The organism is Colwellia sp. RE-S-Sl-9, from assembly GCF_048296855.1.
Lineage (GTDB): Bacteria > Pseudomonadota > Gammaproteobacteria > Enterobacterales > Alteromonadaceae > Pseudocolwellia.
In genome coordinates this window covers 3,737,630-3,755,481 of record NZ_CP182631.1, presented here as the reverse complement: position 1 = coordinate 3,755,481, position 17,852 = coordinate 3,737,630, and the positions used below count along the sequence as shown (strand labels likewise).

23 protein-coding genes and 1 pseudogene are annotated in these 17,852 nt (G+C 37.0%); 1 reads left to right on the top strand and 23 read right to left on the bottom strand.

Annotation, left to right across the window (positions count from 1 at the left end):
* Positions 1–305 precede the first annotated feature (305 nt).
* The 11 genes from ACM9HF_RS16320 to ACM9HF_RS16270 form a co-directional block, all read right to left on the bottom strand.
* Positions 306–2,006, bottom strand: a complete 1,701-nt coding sequence (locus ACM9HF_RS16320) for a Na(+)/H(+) antiporter subunit D (protein WP_473611398.1) — start codon at positions 2,004–2,006, stop codon at positions 306–308.
* Positions 1,993–2,298, bottom strand: a complete 306-nt coding sequence (locus ACM9HF_RS16315) for a hypothetical protein (RefSeq protein ID WP_473611394.1) — start codon at positions 2,296–2,298, stop codon at positions 1,993–1,995. Before ACM9HF_RS16315 ends, ACM9HF_RS16320 begins: the two co-directional genes overlap by 14 nt.
* Before the next feature lie 3 nt (positions 2,299–2,301).
* Positions 2,302–3,822: a monovalent cation/H+ antiporter subunit D family protein gene (locus tag ACM9HF_RS16310; protein WP_473611391.1), complete on the bottom strand. Its 1,521-nt coding sequence runs from the start codon at positions 3,820–3,822 to the stop codon at positions 2,302–2,304.
* Positions 3,819–5,297 carry a monovalent cation/H+ antiporter subunit D family protein gene (locus ACM9HF_RS16305; RefSeq protein WP_473611386.1) on the bottom strand — a complete coding sequence of 493 codons (1,479 nt, stop codon included), beginning with the start codon at positions 5,295–5,297 and terminating at the stop codon, positions 3,819–3,821. Before ACM9HF_RS16305 ends, ACM9HF_RS16310 begins: the two co-directional genes overlap by 4 nt.
* Positions 5,294–5,674: a cation:proton antiporter subunit C gene (locus ACM9HF_RS16300; RefSeq protein ID WP_473611382.1), complete on the bottom strand. Its 381-nt coding sequence runs from the start codon at positions 5,672–5,674 to the stop codon at positions 5,294–5,296. Before ACM9HF_RS16300 ends, ACM9HF_RS16305 begins: the two co-directional genes overlap by 4 nt.
* A complete protein-coding gene (locus tag ACM9HF_RS16295) occupies positions 5,674–6,654 on the bottom strand; it encodes a Na(+)/H(+) antiporter subunit B (protein WP_473618322.1) in 981 nt (326 codons plus the stop codon). Before ACM9HF_RS16295 ends, ACM9HF_RS16300 begins: the two co-directional genes overlap by 1 nt.
* A 29-nt stretch (positions 6,655–6,683) precedes the next feature.
* Positions 6,684–7,034: a monovalent cation/H(+) antiporter subunit G gene (gene mnhG / locus ACM9HF_RS16290; protein WP_473611377.1), complete on the bottom strand. Its 351-nt coding sequence runs from the start codon at positions 7,032–7,034 to the stop codon at positions 6,684–6,686.
* On the bottom strand, positions 7,035–7,328 hold the full coding sequence (locus tag ACM9HF_RS16285) for an MrpF/PhaF family protein (protein WP_473611374.1): 294 nt from the start codon (positions 7,326–7,328) through the stop codon (positions 7,035–7,037). It lies immediately after the preceding gene.
* A complete protein-coding gene (locus tag ACM9HF_RS16280) occupies positions 7,328–7,798 on the bottom strand; it encodes a Na+/H+ antiporter subunit E (protein ID WP_473611371.1) in 471 nt (156 codons plus the stop codon). The genes ACM9HF_RS16285 and ACM9HF_RS16280 overlap by 1 nt, the downstream gene beginning before the upstream one ends.
* 65 nt (positions 7,799–7,863) lie before the next feature.
* Complete coding sequence (locus ACM9HF_RS16275; protein WP_473611368.1) at positions 7,864–8,157, bottom strand: HPF/RaiA family ribosome-associated protein; 294 nt, start codon at positions 8,155–8,157, stop codon at positions 7,864–7,866.
* Positions 8,157–8,693 carry a hypothetical protein gene (locus ACM9HF_RS16270; protein WP_473611364.1) on the bottom strand — a complete coding sequence of 179 codons (537 nt, stop codon included), beginning with the start codon at positions 8,691–8,693 and terminating at the stop codon, positions 8,157–8,159. Before ACM9HF_RS16270 ends, ACM9HF_RS16275 begins: the two co-directional genes overlap by 1 nt.
* 111 nt (positions 8,694–8,804) lie before the next feature.
* On the opposite strand from ACM9HF_RS16270, the gene nhaR reads away from it, so the two are divergent.
* Positions 8,805–9,692: a transcriptional activator NhaR gene (nhaR, locus tag ACM9HF_RS16265; protein ID WP_473611360.1), complete on the top strand. Its 888-nt coding sequence runs from the start codon at positions 8,805–8,807 to the stop codon at positions 9,690–9,692.
* Positions 9,693–10,506: 814 nt separating this feature from the next.
* Here the strand turns inward: nhaR and ACM9HF_RS16260 are convergent.
* The 12 genes and pseudogenes from ACM9HF_RS16260 to ACM9HF_RS16205 form a co-directional block, all read right to left on the bottom strand.
* Positions 10,507–10,737 carry a hypothetical protein gene (locus tag ACM9HF_RS16260; RefSeq protein ID WP_473611357.1) on the bottom strand — a complete coding sequence of 77 codons (231 nt, stop codon included), beginning with the start codon at positions 10,735–10,737 and terminating at the stop codon, positions 10,507–10,509.
* A gap of 222 nt (positions 10,738–10,959) precedes the next feature.
* Positions 10,960–11,319 (bottom strand): hypothetical protein, encoded by a 360-nt coding sequence (locus tag ACM9HF_RS16255; protein WP_473611353.1) that lies wholly within the window; start codon positions 11,317–11,319, stop codon positions 10,960–10,962.
* A 57-nt stretch (positions 11,320–11,376) separates the two neighbouring features.
* Complete coding sequence (locus tag ACM9HF_RS16250; protein ID WP_473611350.1) at positions 11,377–11,733, bottom strand: hypothetical protein; 357 nt, start codon at positions 11,731–11,733, stop codon at positions 11,377–11,379.
* Positions 11,734–11,741: 8 nt separating this feature from the next.
* Positions 11,742–12,302 carry a hypothetical protein gene (locus ACM9HF_RS16245; protein WP_473611346.1) on the bottom strand — a complete coding sequence of 187 codons (561 nt, stop codon included), beginning with the start codon at positions 12,300–12,302 and terminating at the stop codon, positions 11,742–11,744.
* 45 nt (positions 12,303–12,347) lie between these two features.
* Positions 12,348–12,788, bottom strand: coding sequence for a hypothetical protein (locus ACM9HF_RS16240; protein WP_473611343.1), 441 nt, complete (start codon positions 12,786–12,788; stop codon positions 12,348–12,350).
* 223 nt (positions 12,789–13,011) lie between these two features.
* A pseudogene (locus tag ACM9HF_RS16235) lies at positions 13,012–13,206 on the bottom strand (type II toxin-antitoxin system RelE/ParE family toxin); the annotation flags it as partial.
* Positions 13,207–13,288: 82 nt separating this feature from the next.
* Positions 13,289–13,576 carry a type II toxin-antitoxin system ParD family antitoxin gene (locus ACM9HF_RS16230; RefSeq protein ID WP_473611339.1) on the bottom strand — a complete coding sequence of 96 codons (288 nt, stop codon included), beginning with the start codon at positions 13,574–13,576 and terminating at the stop codon, positions 13,289–13,291.
* Positions 13,577–13,936: 360 nt separating this feature from the next.
* Positions 13,937–14,308 carry a hypothetical protein gene (locus ACM9HF_RS16225; protein ID WP_473611335.1) on the bottom strand — a complete coding sequence of 124 codons (372 nt, stop codon included), beginning with the start codon at positions 14,306–14,308 and terminating at the stop codon, positions 13,937–13,939.
* Positions 14,309–14,395: 87 nt separating this feature from the next.
* Positions 14,396–14,524: an HNH endonuclease gene (locus ACM9HF_RS16220; protein ID WP_473618321.1), complete on the bottom strand. Its 129-nt coding sequence runs from the start codon at positions 14,522–14,524 to the stop codon at positions 14,396–14,398.
* Positions 14,525–14,872: 348 nt separating this feature from the next.
* A complete protein-coding gene (gene groL, locus ACM9HF_RS16215) occupies positions 14,873–16,519 on the bottom strand; it encodes a chaperonin GroEL (protein ID WP_473611332.1) in 1,647 nt (548 codons plus the stop codon).
* Between the two features lie 173 nt (positions 16,520–16,692).
* Positions 16,693–16,983, bottom strand: coding sequence for a co-chaperone GroES (locus ACM9HF_RS16210; RefSeq protein WP_076419823.1), 291 nt, complete (start codon positions 16,981–16,983; stop codon positions 16,693–16,695).
* Between the two features lie 99 nt (positions 16,984–17,082).
* Complete coding sequence (locus tag ACM9HF_RS16205; RefSeq protein ID WP_473611328.1) at positions 17,083–17,589, bottom strand: FxsA family protein; 507 nt, start codon at positions 17,587–17,589, stop codon at positions 17,083–17,085.
* Positions 17,590–17,852: the final 263 nt, after the last annotated feature.

The window sequence follows — 17,852 nt, the reverse complement described above, 5'->3', positions numbered from 1 at the left end:
TGGAATAAATAAAGTATATATCCGTTACCACTCAAGAGGCTATTTCAGAGCGCTTCTTCGATGGGTCTAAAAACAATTTATGGGGCTTATTAATTTTAGTCTGGTTCCTACACGGATGTAGGATATTAGGATAACGCAGAAGCAGTTACCGATAATAACCATGACGTAAATTTAATGCCTTGCATACATAGATGTAGACCTTATATTTTGTTTGGAACATGAAACCTGTGCCTAAATTATTTTTAGTTCCCACTGAAACCTGCATCTTGAATGCTTACGGATATATACACCACCTAAACGCCTTCTCACTTGATAAAACTCAGTAATAGGTATACAGCTAACACTACAGCAACCCACATAGCCATACTACCAATAGGGTAGCTTCGTGAGAGTAAGATGCTTAGTCGATCATTTTTACCAGCAAAATAACCTAAGCAGGTATTAAGTCTTAATTTCACCCCATCTCGTAATGTACGATCAGCTTTCCAGATAACGCTAAACATTTGTTGTAATACATTTGGCATTGCACGGCGATAAATCCAATCAAAATCTAAGTGAGTTGAACGTAACTCTGGTGGATACATGCCTTTAAGATTAAGCCAAACAAAAGCCAATGCAGAAAAGAATAATAATTGAGTTTGTGCCAACACATGAGTTGCATCATATGGGTTATAACCTGTGTTGTAAGGTAACAATGAATATAATGCTTGTGGGTAAATGCCAATAGCAATACAAAGCGCCGCTGCAATTGCCATAGCTAACAACATATTGTTTGGTGGATCACTTGCTCTAATACCTGAATCATGTGCAAAGAAGGCAAAATATGGGATCTTAATTCCTGCGTGATGGAATACACCTGCTGAAGCAAACAATAGCATTAACCAAATCCAGTTAAAGCCTTCTTCAAGGGCTGCAGTCATCACCATTGATTTACTAACAAAACCACTAAATAAAGGAAAAGCTGAAATAGATGCTGCACCAACGATACAAAGTATGGTTGTTTTGGGCATGGTTTTATATAAACCACCAAGATCAGAACCATTAATTCGGCCTGTCATATGTAACACGGCCCCCATTGACATAAAGAGCAAGCCTTTAAAAATAACATCATTAAAGGCGTGAGAGACAGCACCATTAATCGCAAGTGCTGTACCAATACCGATACCAACAACCATGAAACCTACTTGGTTGATTAAGCTGTATGCTAATACACGGCGTAAATCATTTTCAATTACCGCAAAAAATATTGGGAAACAAGTCATTGCCGCACCAATATAGATTAATATTTCAGCACCGGGGAAGGCACGTGCCAATGCATAAACAGCAACCTTTGTGGTAAAAGCACTAAGAAATACCGTACCTGTTACGGTTGCTTCTGGGTAGGAATCCGTTAACCAGTTATGAGCAAAAGGGAATGCACATTTTATACCGACTGCAATAAGAATAAGCCAGCCTGCAATGCTGTCTAAGCCAATATAGCCAAACGCTAAACTATTGTTTTCATGTGCATAAAAAAGCGCACCGGCAAGTAATATAACGCCGGAAAGCACTTGAATAATAAGGTAGCGCATCGCTGCATCATAAGCTCGCTGGGTTCGGCGAGCCAAAATCAAAAATACAGAAGTAAATGCTAGTAACTCCCAAAAGAGGAATAAAGTTAACAAATCGCCAGCAAATACTGCACCTAAAGCACTTCCTGCATATAACATAGCTGCTACTTGCTGCATCGTATCGCGAAGATGTAACGAGTAGATAATGCCGATTAAGGCCGCAATATGAAAAACATAACCAAACATTATGCTCAACTTATCTACGCGGTAGGGCGTTAATTGATAATCAAGAAAAGCAAACTGTAAGTGAATTCCTTCTGGGATCATCCATAAGTGCATTCCACTGAGGATCGGTATTGCGATCATTACTGCACCTCGCAACATACCGCGAGTACATAATAAAAGTAATGCACCAATGAAAAAAGGTACAAATGGCGGAAGCTCAGTCATCCACATGTTGTTCTTCCTTTTTAATCAAATTGTCTTTAGTTGTTTTAGTGGGATTGTCATAATAATCCTCAGGGCGCATAAGGAAAGTTCGCATCCAACTCGCAACAATAACTAAAACCACACAGCCTACAAAACCATAGATAGGATAAAAAGCCCATAACTTGTCCCATTCGTGCATGGTATGACGATGAATAACGAAATCCAAAACAACCAATAAAACACAACATGCATAGAAGATATGCATTAAACGCTTTATGTTTTTAGGATCATCAAATAGGTATTTTTTTTCATCTTTCATGAACTATTCCCTACCGGTCAAAACGGCTGAGGCCAACTCAAATAAAGGTTGGGGGTAAATAAATAACATTAAGCAACCCATTGTTGTTACAACGATAGCGATCAATGAAGGCAAAGGAGCTTCTTTTATATCAAAACCCGACAATTTATTGTCAGAGGTTTCATTGTGAGTAACATTCATAGATGCTTTAAAAGACATAAGATTAGGAAAAAAAGCATGGAACGGAATAGGCAATAAATACGCAATGTTAAGTAAAGAACTCAGCATTAAAATTACCATGAGTACAAATTGTTCAGTTTCTATTGTTCCCATCATTAAATACCATTTGCTCCATGTTCCCCCAGTAGGAGGAACCCCAATAATACTAAGGCTAGCAATAAAAAAGGCGAACATAGTTAAAGGCATTTGGCGACCAATACCGCGCATTTCACTAATTTTTGATTTATGTAAACTGACTAAAATTGCCCCTGCACAAAAGAACAAGGTTATTTTACCAAAAGCATGCATAGCGATATGCATAGAACTCCCAATAACACCTGATGTGGTTGCCAATAAAGCGCCTATTGTTACATACCCCAATTGGCTAACCGTTGAATATGCCAGTCTTGCTTTTAAATTGTCTTGTCGCATAGCAATGATTGAGGCAAGTAATACTGAAGCGCCAGCTAAATATAGTAAAAACTGGGTTGTTGGTAATACAGCCAGTAAATCTAAACCAAAAATAAATATACATACTTTTAGCACGGTAAATACACCTGCCTTTACCACCGCAACGGCATGTAAGAGCGAACTCACGGGAGTGGGTGCAACCATAGCTGCAGGTAACCAGCGATGAAATGGCATAATGGCAGCCTTGCCAATGCCAAAAATGAACAGTACTAATAAAATACCCGCAACTACTTTATCAACATCATCAGCAAAAATACCGCCAAGTTTAAAGTCTAATGTGCCAGCAACAAACCACGTACTAACAATAGCCAGTAGGAAGAAAACGATTGAAGTTGTAAGCAAAATACCAAGATATATTCGCCCACCCTTTTTAGCTTTTTCAGTACCTGCATGTGTAACTAAAGGATAAGTAGATAGAGTTAATACTTCATAGAAAATAAACAAGGTGAAAAGATTCGCTGAAAAAGCCAGTCCCATCACCGCACTTATTGCTATGGCGAAACAGATATAAAAACGTGTTTGATTATCTTCTTCGTGGTGGCGCATATAACCAATGGCATAACACGTTGTAACCAGCCAAAGGAAGCTAGCAATTAACGCGAACAACATACCCAGTGGTTCAATATCAAAGCTAATAGTTAAACCAGGTAAAAGCTCCCACCAGAAAACACTGATAGATTCTCCTGCTGATAAACCTTGATATAAATTAACAACTAAAAATATCAGGGCTAAACTAGCCGCAATAGTTACGCTTTCTCTAACATTTGGCCATTTTCCTGTTGCAGCAATAGCCAACGTCGCCAAAAAAGGGATAATAATGGTGAGTTGAAGCATTAATTCTAAGGAAAGATTCATAATGAACCTCCAAATAAACTCTGAGCAGCAGCTTCAGCTACTTGTACACTAAGGCGAGTATCTATACCAAAATAAATATTAGCGATGACAAGCGTCCATATAGGAATAAGAAAGCTCATAGGCGCTTCTTTAACTGTTAAGTTGTTATCAAGTGGTTCTTTAAAATAAGCGACTTCTACAACTCGCCACACATAAATAACCGCCAACATTGATCCTAAAAGAATAAGTACAGCAACAGACCACCAACCTTGCTCAATTAACGCTATCAGTAAATACCATTTGCTGACAAAGCCAACCGTTAATGGCACGCCAATTAAACTTAACCCACCAACAACAATTGCCGCCATAGTAAATGGCATTTTACGACCTAAGCCTCGAAGGTTATTAAGTTCAACGTTACCTACTCGATAAACAACCGCAGCTAAGGCTAAAAATATTGCGCCTTTCATTAACGCGTGATTGAACAAGTGCAATAATGTTGCAGTCAAACCTGATAAGGTACTCAAACTAAAACCCACAATCATATAGCCAATTTGAGCAATACTTGAATACGCAAAAAGATGCTTAACATTACTTTGATATATAGCAGATATTGAAGCGGAAAAAATACCGATCAGGCCAAGTGCCATGAACACAGTTTGTAATGGAATAGTAGAAAAAGAAAAAGAGATACCAAATACTGAGAAAGTAAATCTAATAAGTAAATAAACAGCGACTTTGGTTGCGGTTGCGGCAAAAAAAGCAGTTACAATAGAGGGTGCATAGGCGTAAGCATTCGGTAACCATAAATGTAGTGGAAACATAGCTAATTTTAAACATACACCAACAATCACAAAAGCAAACGCAGCTAGTACGGTACGAGTTTGTGTGACTTCAGGTAAACGTTGCGACAAGTCATGCATATTGAGTGTGCCGGTCATTTGATACATCAAACCAATACCAATCAAAATAAATGTGGCACCTATGGTTCCCATGATCAAATATTGATACGAAGCCCAAAGCGCTTGTCTTTTTTTCCCCATCCCGATTAATGCATAAGCAGATAGCGATGATATCTCTAAAAATACAAACACATTAAAAGCATCGCCCGTAGCTACAATACCTAACATACCAGTAAGGGATAGTAGATATAGAACGTAAAAATAAATGTGCTTATCTTTAGGTATTTCTTTTTCAATACTAGCTTGAGCAGCAAATAAAACAACCGTACTTATGCCTGAAATAATCAACAGTAAAAAAGCGTTGAGCCTATCAACTCTATACTCTATACCCCATGGTGCTTGCCATCCCCCTAGTTCGTAACTAATTACGCCTGATGTCATTACCTGTTGTAATAACAAAATACTTACCGCAAATGCCAAACCACTAGCAAAGAGTGAAAATAACCAAACCAGTTGAGCGCGTTTAAAAATCAAACAGATAGGTGCCGCCATAAGCGGAATAATCACCTGTAAAATAGGTAAATGTTCTATCACGCTTTTTTCTCCAAGTTACTTTCGGCCAAGGCTTCATTATCTTGTTGTTGAATAATTTCTTCTTCAATTGAACCGTAAGCTTCTTTTATACGAACCACTAATGACAAACCTAAAGCAGTAGTAGCAATACCCACAACAATGGCAGTAAGAATAAGTACATGAGGTAAAGGGTTAGAATATTGAGTTATATTGTCAGCTAAAATAGGGGCTGTCCCTCCTTCAACTTTGGCCATGCTGATATAAAATATGAATACCGATGTTTGAAAAACCGCTAGACCAACAATTTTTTTAATTAAATTGCCTTGCGCAATAACTATATATAAGCCACTCATCATCAAAGTGATAACGACCCAGTGATTGAAAAGATCCATTAACATTACGAAGGCTCCTTATTCTTCAGGTGCTCGTTATTTTGATGCAACTCTTGTCGCCCAGCAAAGTTGAAAAATATAATAATCATCACTGAAGCAACAGTACAACCTACGCCCCATTCGATTAATAAAATACCCAAATGTTGGCCCGCAATAGGGTCACTCGCTAACACATTATAATCAAAGAAATGTCCACCGCTCATTAAAGAAACAATACCAACACAACCATAAAGCAGCACGCCCATAGCAGCAATCAGCTGTATAAACGTTTGATTGATAACCTTACGTGCAGTACTTAAACCAAATAACATTGCATATAAAATAATAGCGGCAGCGAATATCACACCTGCTTGAAACCCCCCACCAGGACCAAAATCGCCATGAAATTGAACATATAGCGCGAATAAGAAAATAAAAGGGATCAACATTTTTGCCACAATACGAATAACCAAATGTTGCTCATGCATAGAATCATTTATTAATGAAGTTTCTTCTTCATCTTCTTTACGACGTGCAACTGATAATAGTGTTAACACGCCAATACCCGCAGTGAATATAACCACCACCTCGCCAAAAGTGTCGAATGCTCTATAACTAGCAAGTACAGAAGTTACAATATTAGGTACACCAACCTCTGCCATTGATTCATTGATATAACGAGGCGCCACATGTTTGTGAACTGGCGCATCAGGGTCGCCAAAATGTGGCATATCTAAGGTGCCGTATATTAGTAATCCTCCAGTTATCAAAACAATGAACAGAGCAGACAATGGCTTATGACGATTAGTTTTTTCTTTTCGTCCAGTCATAGCAATAACAACCAACATGAGTAAAGTTGAAATACCCGCACCTACAGCAGCTTCAGTAAAAGCAACATCTACCGCGTCCATAGCAACAAAAAAGCTTGCAGATATAAGTCCATAAATACCTAAAAGCATAACGACTACAACCAGATCTTTTGATCGGATTATCGCAATTGCAACAATGACTAATAAGGTAAGTAAAATAATATTAATTAAGGGTTCGATGAGGATATCTCCTTATTATTATTTTGTTCCTGATTATTTAATTTTTGAGGTTTTAAACCATTATGAAACGCGGCTTTAGCTAAAACATGACTTGTTGTAGGACCAATAAGTAATGTTAAAAGCAACACCATAACTAGCTTAGCAAGCACTAATAAATCTGTGCTAAGTATCATAAGCCCTATCAAAATCATTCCGGCACCCAAGGTATCTGTCACACCAACGGCATGCATGCGCGTATAAAAATCAGGAAAACGTAAAAGACCAACACCGCCTGAAATACAAAGAAAGCCACCAACTAATAAAAAGAAGCCACTACTTATAGTTATTACAATATCCATTTAAAGCTCCTTTTCTATCGATTCATCATCATTAGGCGTATGTTTAAATTGATTAGTATCTGAGTAACGTAATACTCCGATAACACTGATGAAATTGATCAGTGCATACACTATGGCAATATCCACAAATTCAGGTCTGCCCATTACAAAACCTAATAAAGAAATAAGTAACACGGTTTTAGTACCAAACATATTTACCGCTAAAATACGGTCGTATAAAGTTGGCCCAGCAATGCCTCTAATGATTGCTAAAATCATAGCGACAAAAATAGCGAGCGTAGCAGCAATTAACATTAGCGTTCCAACATAGTTACGCGGCGATCCATTTCACCGGCTTCTAACGATTCAATATCCTTATACAACAAGGCATGTACAATAATTTCATCTTCAAACAAGTCGATAGCAACAGTACCAGGAGTTAAGGTAATAGAATTGGCATATATTACTTTTCCCATATCTGTTTGCTGACTGATTTTTATCTTCTTTAGGGTGGGTGATATACTCTGTTCTCCAAGCCAAATATGTTTAACAACAGTGATATTTGCTTGAATAATCTCTTTGATAAGCCATATATAGTAGCCAAATATATTACGTGTTAGGTGCAGAGGTTGCGATTCTTGATCAACCACATCCATTTTATGAGCAATAATTAAGGTTAATACTATAGATGCTAATCCAAGGGATAAAATCAATAGCGAGTAATGACCCGAATTAAGCAGCCAAAACGCTAATAATGTAATAAATAAACTAATTGTATGTTTCATAAACCCTCAATAAAAACCATTTTCATAACGTTACTTCGTTAAAATAAATAATGATTAGCTACTTTTTACGATGAAAGTTTCCGTGAAAGGCTTCTAGTCGCTTTTTGGATAACACGGTCAATAACGAAATAGAGATCAGTTTGAGTTTCCTCAATGACTATATTTGGCATACGGTAAAGTGACAGTGTTAACGAGCAATGCTTTTCAACTTTTCCATTTTGAACAACGTCAGATAAAATAAAGGTGATCGACGAGATATACGAAGCCATCTTTGACAGCGCCAATCTAAGTTTTTGCTGAATATGCACTTCCATCGATTGCTCTTCTTCGGTTAAACGATTTTGTATATCGATTTTCATTAGTTATTTTTTTTATTTTCAGCAGAGCATGATGTTTCTAAAATATAAACTAAACGAGCATTTAGCTGTTCGAGAGTATGAATAGTACTCAATGAGCTATTGGAAAGATTTTCAATAATATACTTTTTAGACTTCTCCATTGATAAACAAGCATAATCTATAGGTTTAGAGTTTGTCCGTGCTTTATTACCTACTCTGTTAGCGTACGCTCTCTCGACTAATGTGTCTGATTTATTATTGTCTTCTAGTAAAATTTCAACATTGCTATTATTCGCGTTCAACACACCATTTAGGAAACCCTCAATATAATTAATACAGGGTAAAGTTTGAGTATTATTCGTAGCAGTTTTAAAAGCATGACAAGAGCTAAGTAAGTTTTGTTCCTTATTTAGCTTATCTCCCTCATTAGCTAACGAAGAAATAGGTAGAAATAACATCATTATAGCAACAACTAAACTACTACTTTTTAACCTACTCATTATAGGAAATGACTGTAAATTAACGAATGATAAAGAACGTTTTTTATAAAGTGTCATAATTATCCAGAGATTAGTTTAATTAGCCTTACATTACTTATAGCCCACTTGTGATTGTAGGTAAATTCGAATATTATTTCACTTATCATCGAATAAATCTGACAATAAATTATGAGTCCTCTAAATTATAATCATCTCTATTATTTCTATATTGTCGCTACCGAAGGAAGTATCACCAAAGCAAGTGTAAGGCTAAACCTAACACCGCAAACAATAAGCGGCCAAATTACTAATTTCGAAGCGCAAGTTGGTGTTAACTTATTTGAGCGCAAAGGCAAGACATTATCACTTTCTGAAATGGGCACACTCATTTACAGCTATGCTGAGGAGATTTTTCAACTAGGAGATGAAGTTAAAAATATTTTAAAAAGAAAACAACCTAGCCTATGGCACACATTCACTGTGGGTATAACCGATGTTATACCTAAAGTATTAGCATACGAATTACTAGCACCAGTACTAAAAATGAGTGAATCCGTTCGACTAATATGTGTAGAAGGAGATCAAGATCACTTACTGGCAGATTTATCAGTCAATAAGATTGATTGTATCTTAACCGATCAATCACTTCAGTTAGGCAGCTATGTAAGAGCATACAATCATCTACTTACTGAAAGTGGTTTTACTTTTTTTGCCGCTAAATCCTTATTGAAAAACTGTAATAAAGCGTTCCCTGAAATTTTATCTGATTTTCCTTGGCTTATGCAGAGTAAAAAATCTGCGGTGAGAACACGCTTATCCTCTTGGTTAGAAAAGAATAATATTGCGCCGAATATTGTTGCTGAATTTGACGATAGTGCTTTAATGAAAGCTTTTGGTCAAACGGGGTTTGGTCTGTTTAGCAGCCCTACACTTATTGAAGAATACGTTGCAGATAAGTACGGAGTTAAAATAATTGGTCGTACAGACGAAATTAAAGAAGCTTATTATATTATCTCTCCAGAGCGAAGGTTAAAACACCCTGCAATTCTTGAAATTGTTAATGCCGCCAATAAGTAAGCGAGTAGTCGAAAACACAGCTACATAACAACATACACCTCGATTTTTTCGACTATTTAACCTCAACTCGGGTTAGTGAATGTTAGAGAATGAATTAAACCCCTTATTTATCAAAACTTAATCTGTATCGTTATTCTCTTAAGCTATATTAATCTCTCAACATTGATATTTTTGTGTATAACAAGGCGGATTTTTCTATCTAATAGCTGGCTATTACTAACAAATTCAACGAAGTTAGGCATAAAAATAGCTTGTTGAGTAACGTTGCTTATCCCGAGCTGAGGTTATTTAATTTTTTTTTCGAATATAAGATAAAATAAAGGCTGAAATCACATAGCAAATCCAGCCGTTTCAATTACCGCGCGTTTTTGCCAATTACGCCCAGCTAAATAATTAACCTCAACTCGGGTTAATGAATGTTAGATAATGAATTAAAATTCTTATTTATCAAAGACTTAACCTGTACTGTTGTTTTCCTAAGTTATATTAGTCTCTCAACATTGATATTTTTTTGTATAACAAGGCGAATTTTTCTATCTAATAGCTAGCTATTAGTAATAAATTCAACGAAGTTAGGCATAAAAATAGCTTGTTGAGTAACTTTGCTTATCCCGAGCTGAGGTTAATTAGTATGCACATTGCCTGCACATACACCTGCATCAAGCACAATCAACCTTTTACCAAGGACATTAACGCCTTTTTCAAAAGCACGAAAATTCTGAAAAGAAGCAATAGAAGTAAGTTGAATAAGCTTTATCATTCTGCCGTATTTTTACATGCCCTGCGTATTAATACCGATTAATTTCATATATCGTCAGGCGCGAAAAAGAAATAAAACACAATCAAAACAGTAAAAAAATACTGAAGAGACAATAAGAAATGCAGCAAGCGTATAATCTTTTGGTCGAGTATGACGGAGTATGGCCTCATCATCTACCGGTGATGTTTTGGCTGCTTTTTTAGTGATGATCACCATTGCATACATAATAATTCTTCCACCGATCCCCTTATCCCACTCAGGTGTTAATATCCCTTCTTTCACCATTTCACGATCTATATGCTTAGGGTAATACGTCCGAATAAGAGAACAGAAATACCCCACATAAAAATGGAAAAAACCGAAACAATCCCCATCCAATTTTCAGCTGATAATTCAGACATAGATGCTCACTTACAAGTTATTTAGTCAACTACCTAAGTCATAAGTTTAATTAGCAGCTATAATATCAAATTCGTGGGAATTTAATGCACTTATCAACCGACATTATCAACTATCTGGGCTGTATAGATAAGCAATAGTGAAAACAACGATAAGGAGGGTAAGCATAGAAATTACATATAATAAAGCGTACTTTTTGTCCTTTTTTCGACTAAAGCGCATAGTCGCCTCTATGTTAACAAGAGAAGCATGCCGCTTGAGATTAGGTAAAATAATAATTCCTGCATATGCAATCATTCTAGCGCCAATACCTTTATCCCATTCAGGTGGTAATATACCTTCTTTTTCCATTTCACGTTCTATATGTTTAACGCTAATACGACCAAACAAAAACGTAGCCCCTCCCCAGACGAGAAAGGCAATAAAAAACAATATTGCCATCCATTCTTCTATAGTAATCTCACCCATATTAATTAAAACCAATTAAAGCTTGAGTTTCTATCATATAAAGACCTGCTTACTTTGTTAACTCTCAGGGCCATATAGATAAACAACAATAAACATAAGTACAAAAATGGTAGTGGTAACTATAAGATAGAGCCAAGCCAGCTTTTTATCTATTGGACGGATATGGCGAAGTATAGCTTCATCATCTACAGGTGATTTTTTGACTGCTTTTTTAGCCGTGATCACCATTGCATACATAATAATTCTTCCACCAATGCCTTTATCCCACACAGGTGGAAGTATGCCTTCTTTTTTCATTTCACGTTCGATATGCTTAACGCTAATGCGGCCAAATAACAAAGTAGTAAGACACCACATACAAAGAACAACAAAGAACAATATAGCCATCCAATTTTCAGTTGATAGTTCTGACATAACTCCCTCTATAGGCTGTTTAGCCAGTCACCTATATCAAAGGCTTCATTTGCTGCCCATTTCCCTGCGATATCACCACTTTTAGCCGCCAAAATACCAACTGTTATCGAAGCGCCAATGATAACCACCCAGCCAACAGGTGTGGCTAGCAAAGCAATACCTAAACCTGCTTTTATTGTCGCTGCACCTGCAACTAAGCCAGCAGCAGTACCAAATCCAAATCCAGCCGTTTCAACCGCCGCGCGTTTTTGCCAGTTACGCCCAGCTAAATAATCTGTGTGTACATGGCCTGCACGTACACCTGCATCAAGCACAATTAATCCTTTACCAAGGACATTAACGCCTTTTTGAAAAGCACGTAAATTATTAAAGGAAGTGGTAGAGGTAAACTGAATCGGTTTTATGGTTTTGCCACTTTTTGCTTTATTGATACCGCGTTCAATATTACTGTAAACAGAACCTCGTTTGCTTTTTACACGACCCACGTATTTATTTAATTCCGCTTGAAATTTAAGATTAAAGTCTTTACCAAGTGTACGTGCGTGTTGCTCTAGCATCATCATTTGCACTTTAGGGATTTTTGCTTGTGCGCCCGTTCTTACTTTCTCTAGTGCTTATTGAAGCTTATTCGCTGCTTTAGAGAAATTACTTAATCGCGTATCAAAGGCCGTTGCAGCGGCACCTACTGCTCCTATACTTTGATTACGTATCATAGGGGCTAATTCAGCTTGATAAAAGTCGGCGAGAGCTTGTAGGTTTTCACTGCCGTAGAGATTGTCCATTGCAGCAATATTTCGTTTGGCGTGTTGTGGTAAAGCTTGCATTTGATTAAGCGCACACACTAAATCAGGCCTTTCTTGTCGCCAGTTACTGGCATTAGTGTTGTCGTTACTGCTATCCGTGCGCATAATAAAAGGCGTACCAGCAGAAATAAAAGTGCCATTAAGGTGTGGGTTATCTTGTTGGAAAGTGGTAAAGGCTTGTTTGTTATTTGAGTCTACTGGGTAGGTGCTATTGTTACTACTGCTGTAGCATAAGGCTATATTATTTGGCATGGTTTATTCCTTTAAAAAACTAATCCTGTTGAAGTTATACTCAAAATAAATGAACAAACTTCACTCAATACGTGACGACTATTCTAGCATTTAAAAAAGAGAAGCCGCTACGGATATTTTCTAAAAAACAAGCTTACCTTTTGAGGTTGTCCGAGCATTCCCCACAGACTATAGTAAGTAAGTGACCATACAAATCCGTGGCCAAAATTAGTTGACCACTACATTACAAAGGCTTTGAGGGATCCATACGTTGATGAAGAATACGAGCAACATCAAGACCGTTATCACTGACTTGATAGAACACTATATGCTTTTCTACAGGAAAGCTTTTAGCACCATTGTAAATTTCATTTCTTTCTCTACCGAAGTCAGGGTATTGTGCAAGTTTTATTAAGGCGGCATCTATATTCTGTGCGTACTCTTTTGCTTGCTAAGTACCCCATGAACTAATCGTCGTAGAGATTATTTTATATAAATCTTCTTCTGCTAAAGGAGAAAGCCTATAGGTTGGCATTATCGCTCTTACTTTCAGAGTTTTGTTTTACTGAAAGAGAGGCTTGTTCAAATATATCCATGACATTGTGATTTGACGATTCGCCCGCAGCTAGCTGTTCAAAACCTTTAGCGACTTCTTCGCGTAATATTTCAAGCTGTTGATTTTGAATATTGTCTTTTTCAAATAACAACCTCAACCCATCACGGATCACTTCACTTGCTGAGGTATATAAACCTTCAGATACTTTTTCAGTAATTCTTCGTTCGAACTCTTTACCTAAAGTAATATTCATAATTAACACTCCAACTATTGCCCTTTCACATTATGCGTATGATATGCGCATAGTTCAAGTTTGATAATTAGAAAATAAATACAAAAAACCTGCCGAAGCAGGTTTTTAATTAAAGCGTTAAGTAACAAATTGCTATTTAGGCGCTGAATAAATGGTTTAATTCAAGGCACTTTATAGTGACGTTTAGTGTTTCTTAAACGAACTATGAAGCAACGAAGAAGTTAACCGTTTAATCAAGCATAAATGTCGGGTAAGGAGCGAGCATTACTAATCACCCCTCCCCTAAGAACCGTACGTGCGAATTTCCCCGCATACGGCTCAAGCCTTTATAAATAAGCACCTGAGTAGAGACCAGTGACTTTAACCGAAATATTTTCCCGATAGGAATCCCGTTAAAAATATGATTACCCAACCAAAGAATTTAGTTAGTTCCATACCTCTTTTAAGGTTTTCCCAACGTAAAACTTTCTTGTACCAAAATTCATTATCCTTCTCGTATTGAGACACAAAGTCGTATCCTTTCAACGATACAGATAAACTTTCAAAATAAATAATATCACTGTATCCATTCTGATAAGACACATTGATAAGCTTCTCTCTATGCAGATTATTTAGTATATTTTTATCCACACTATCTGAATCTTTGCCAGTAAGCTTTGTAATACACTCTCCTTTAGAGATTAAAAAGGTTAGCGTGTCATAATATTTATCTTTCAGTTTGTAGTTCATCATAAATGGCTTCCTATTGATTTATTCTTTCTACTTGGACTGTATTATTTAAAGTCAAATAATCATAGAGAATATCCAGATCAGAAACATTTACCTCCTATTACAATGCAATTGCCTATGACAATTAGGGTGCAACAACACCAAGTTACTCAGTTCATTACTACCACCTTTTACCCGTTCAACAATGTGATGGATATTCCACCCTGTTGTTTTGGTAATTCGATGGCGTCAAATAGCACAACATTGCTGTTGCCTGAGCCAAAGCATTAACCAAATATGTTTACCTTGTATTCAATTTCTCCAAACTCGCTCAAGACGATTTTCAACGCATTCATAAAATAACAAGCCATGAAAGTTAGCTTCCACTTCTATCTTCATTCACTTGCTTTAATTTACCCTAAATACAAAAAACCTGCCGGAGCAGGTTTTTTTAGATATAAGCTTAAGTAGCTAGTGCTATTTATGCGCCGAGTAAACGGTTTAATTCAAGGCGCTTTATAGTGACGTTTAGTGTTTCTTAAACGAACTATAAAGCAACGATGAAGTTAACCGTTTAAACAAGCATAATTACATCATGCCGCCCATTCCACCCATACCACCCATGCCGCCCATATCAGGCATTGCAGGAGCATCTTTAACTGGTGCATCGGTGATCATAGCTTCGGTAGTTAGCATTAAGCCAGCAACTGACGCTGCGAATTGTAATGCACTACGAGTTACTTTAGTTGGATCTAAGATACCCATAGCTAACATGTCACCATATGTGCTATCGCCAGCGTTGTAACCGTAGTTACCTGTTCCGTTACGTACTTCGTTATGAACTACTGAAGCTTCGTCGCCTGAGTTAGTTGCAATTTGACGTAATGGAGCTGACATCGCACGAATCGCTACGTTGATACCGTGTGTTTGATCTTCGTTAATACCTTCAAGATCTTTAATTGCTTCAGCAGCGCGAACTAATGCAACACCACCACCAGCAACAACACCTTCTTCAACGGCTGCGCGAGTTGCGTGTAACGCATCTTCAACACGTGCTTTTTTCTCTTTCATTTCAACTTCTGTAGCAGCACCAATTTTAATTACGGCTACACCGCCAGCTAATTTTGCTAAACGTTCTTGAAGTTTTTCTTTGTCGTAATCTGACGTTGTATCTTCAATTTGAGCGCGAATTTGTGCAACACGTGCTTGAATGTCAACTTCTTCGCCAATACCGTCAATGATTGTTGTATTGTCTTTAGAGATAACTACACGCTTCGCTTGACCTAAATCTTCTAATGTTACTTTTTCAAGTTCCATTCCGATTTCTTCTGAAATCACTGTACCCGCAGTTAATGTTGCGATGTCTTGTAACATTGCTTTACGACGGTCACCAAAACCAGGTGCTTTAACAGCTGCAACTTTAACAATGCCGCGCATGTTGTTAACAACTAATGTTGCTAGTGCTTCGCCTTCAACATCTTCAGCAATAATTAGAAGAGGTTTACCTGCTTTAGCAACACCTTCTAATGTTGTTAGTAGTTCACGAATGTTAGAGATTTTTTTATCAACTAATAAGATAAATGGGTTTTCTAATTCAACGCTGCCACTTTCTTGGTTGTTGATGAAGTATGGAGAAAGGTAACCACGGTCAAACTGCATACCTTCTACTACGTCAAGCTCGTCTGTTAGTGCTTGACCTTCTTCTACAGTAATAACACCTTCAGTACCTACTTTTTCCATTGCTGTAGCAATGATTTTACCAACAGTTGCATCTGAGTTTGCAGAAATAGTACCTACTTGCTCAATGGCTTTGTTGTCAGTACATGCTTGTGAAAGCTTTTTAAGTTCTTCAACAGCTGCGATAACTGCTTGATCAATACCGCGCTTAAGATCCATTGGGTTCATACCTGCAGCGATAGATTTTAAACCTTCGTTTACAATAGCTTGTGCTAAAACAGTTGCAGTAGTTGTACCGTCACCTGCTTCGTCATTAGCTTTAGACGCGACTTCTTTAACCATTTGTGCGCCCATGTTTTCGAATTTATCTTCTAATTCGATTTCTTTCGCAACAGATACACCATCTTTAGTGATTGTTGGGCCACCAAATGATTTGTCTAATACTACGTTACGACCTTTAGGGCCTAATGTTACTTTTACTGCGTCTGCTAAAATGTTAACACCACGTAGCATTTTTACTCGTGCGTCGTTACCAAATAATATGTCTTTTGCCGCCATGTTATTTATTCCTATAATTTATTTTATTAAAAAATTAATTTTAAATTTATGTAGTTAAGCCGCTTTGAGAATATTCTTTTTCGCTTAATTACAAAGATGAAGTGCTGAATTTACTTGAGTAAATTAGCCCCTCGATGCTGCTACTTTAAAGGTAACAACATTGAATTTTGGTTTTATTCTACAATCGCTAAAATGTCAGCTTCGCTAAGAATTAATACTTCTTCGCCGTCAATCTTTTCAGTTTTTACGCCGTAGCCTTCACTAAAAATAACTTGATCGCCTACTTTTACGTCTAATGCACGTACTTCACCGTTTTCTAATATACGGCCTTTACCTACAGCAACAACTTCACCACGAGTAGATTTTTCTGCCGCACTACCCGTTAATACAATGCCACCAGCAGATTTTGATTCTACTTCTTTACGTTTAATAATTACGCGATCATGTAATGGACGAATACTCATTTTTCTCTCCTGAGATTGTTTGGTTAATAAGGGGTTATAAGTTTTGTTGTTTCAAAGATGGGGTCGAATTAATGCTTAACAAGTCCACGTTGAAAATTTTTATTCTTTACGTTCAAATTCACCATCTAATATTTTACCTTGATGAATTGAAGGTTTTGATGGAGACTCACTTTCTGAAGAAAAATCGTCATTCACGGCCTGCTCGTGATGATAGTTACTTTGTTGTTGAAAACCACCACTCGCATAAGTTTGAACCGGCATAACCTTTTGAAATGCTTTAGCAATACTTTTTCTAAAGGCAGGTATTAATAACGACAATCCAAATATGTCGGTAACAAAACCAGGGGTAACTAATAATATTCCGGCGATTAATAACATAAGCCCTGAAACTATTTCTTCAGACGGCGCTTGGCCTTGGGCCATTTTAGTTTGTAAGGAGCTTAGCGTTGCTAGCCCTTGTTGCCTGACATTTTTAGCGCCCAGCCAAGCTGTTACTATAACAATAGTGATCGTTGGCCATACACCAATCCACCCACCTATTTTCATTAGCAAGGCTATTTCAATAATGGGAATAACAATAAACAAAAGGAATAAGAATCTAAACATGGAAGCCTCAATATTATTTAATGAAACTTATATGGGGCTTATCGGGTCTTTTTCAAGCAAGGTTATTGTCTGTTACATTTGTAACTACACAGAGTAAATACAATAGCGTAAACTTTATTTATTGAAATAAAATAGAAAACTTAAGTTTTTCTTAATATAAAAGACGTAGTTTTGAGCTAACCGTTTTTATAAAGTACTTAAGATTATTGCCATGAACATCCAGCAAGGCAATAAAAAATATTGGACACTGGATTAAAGAGTCT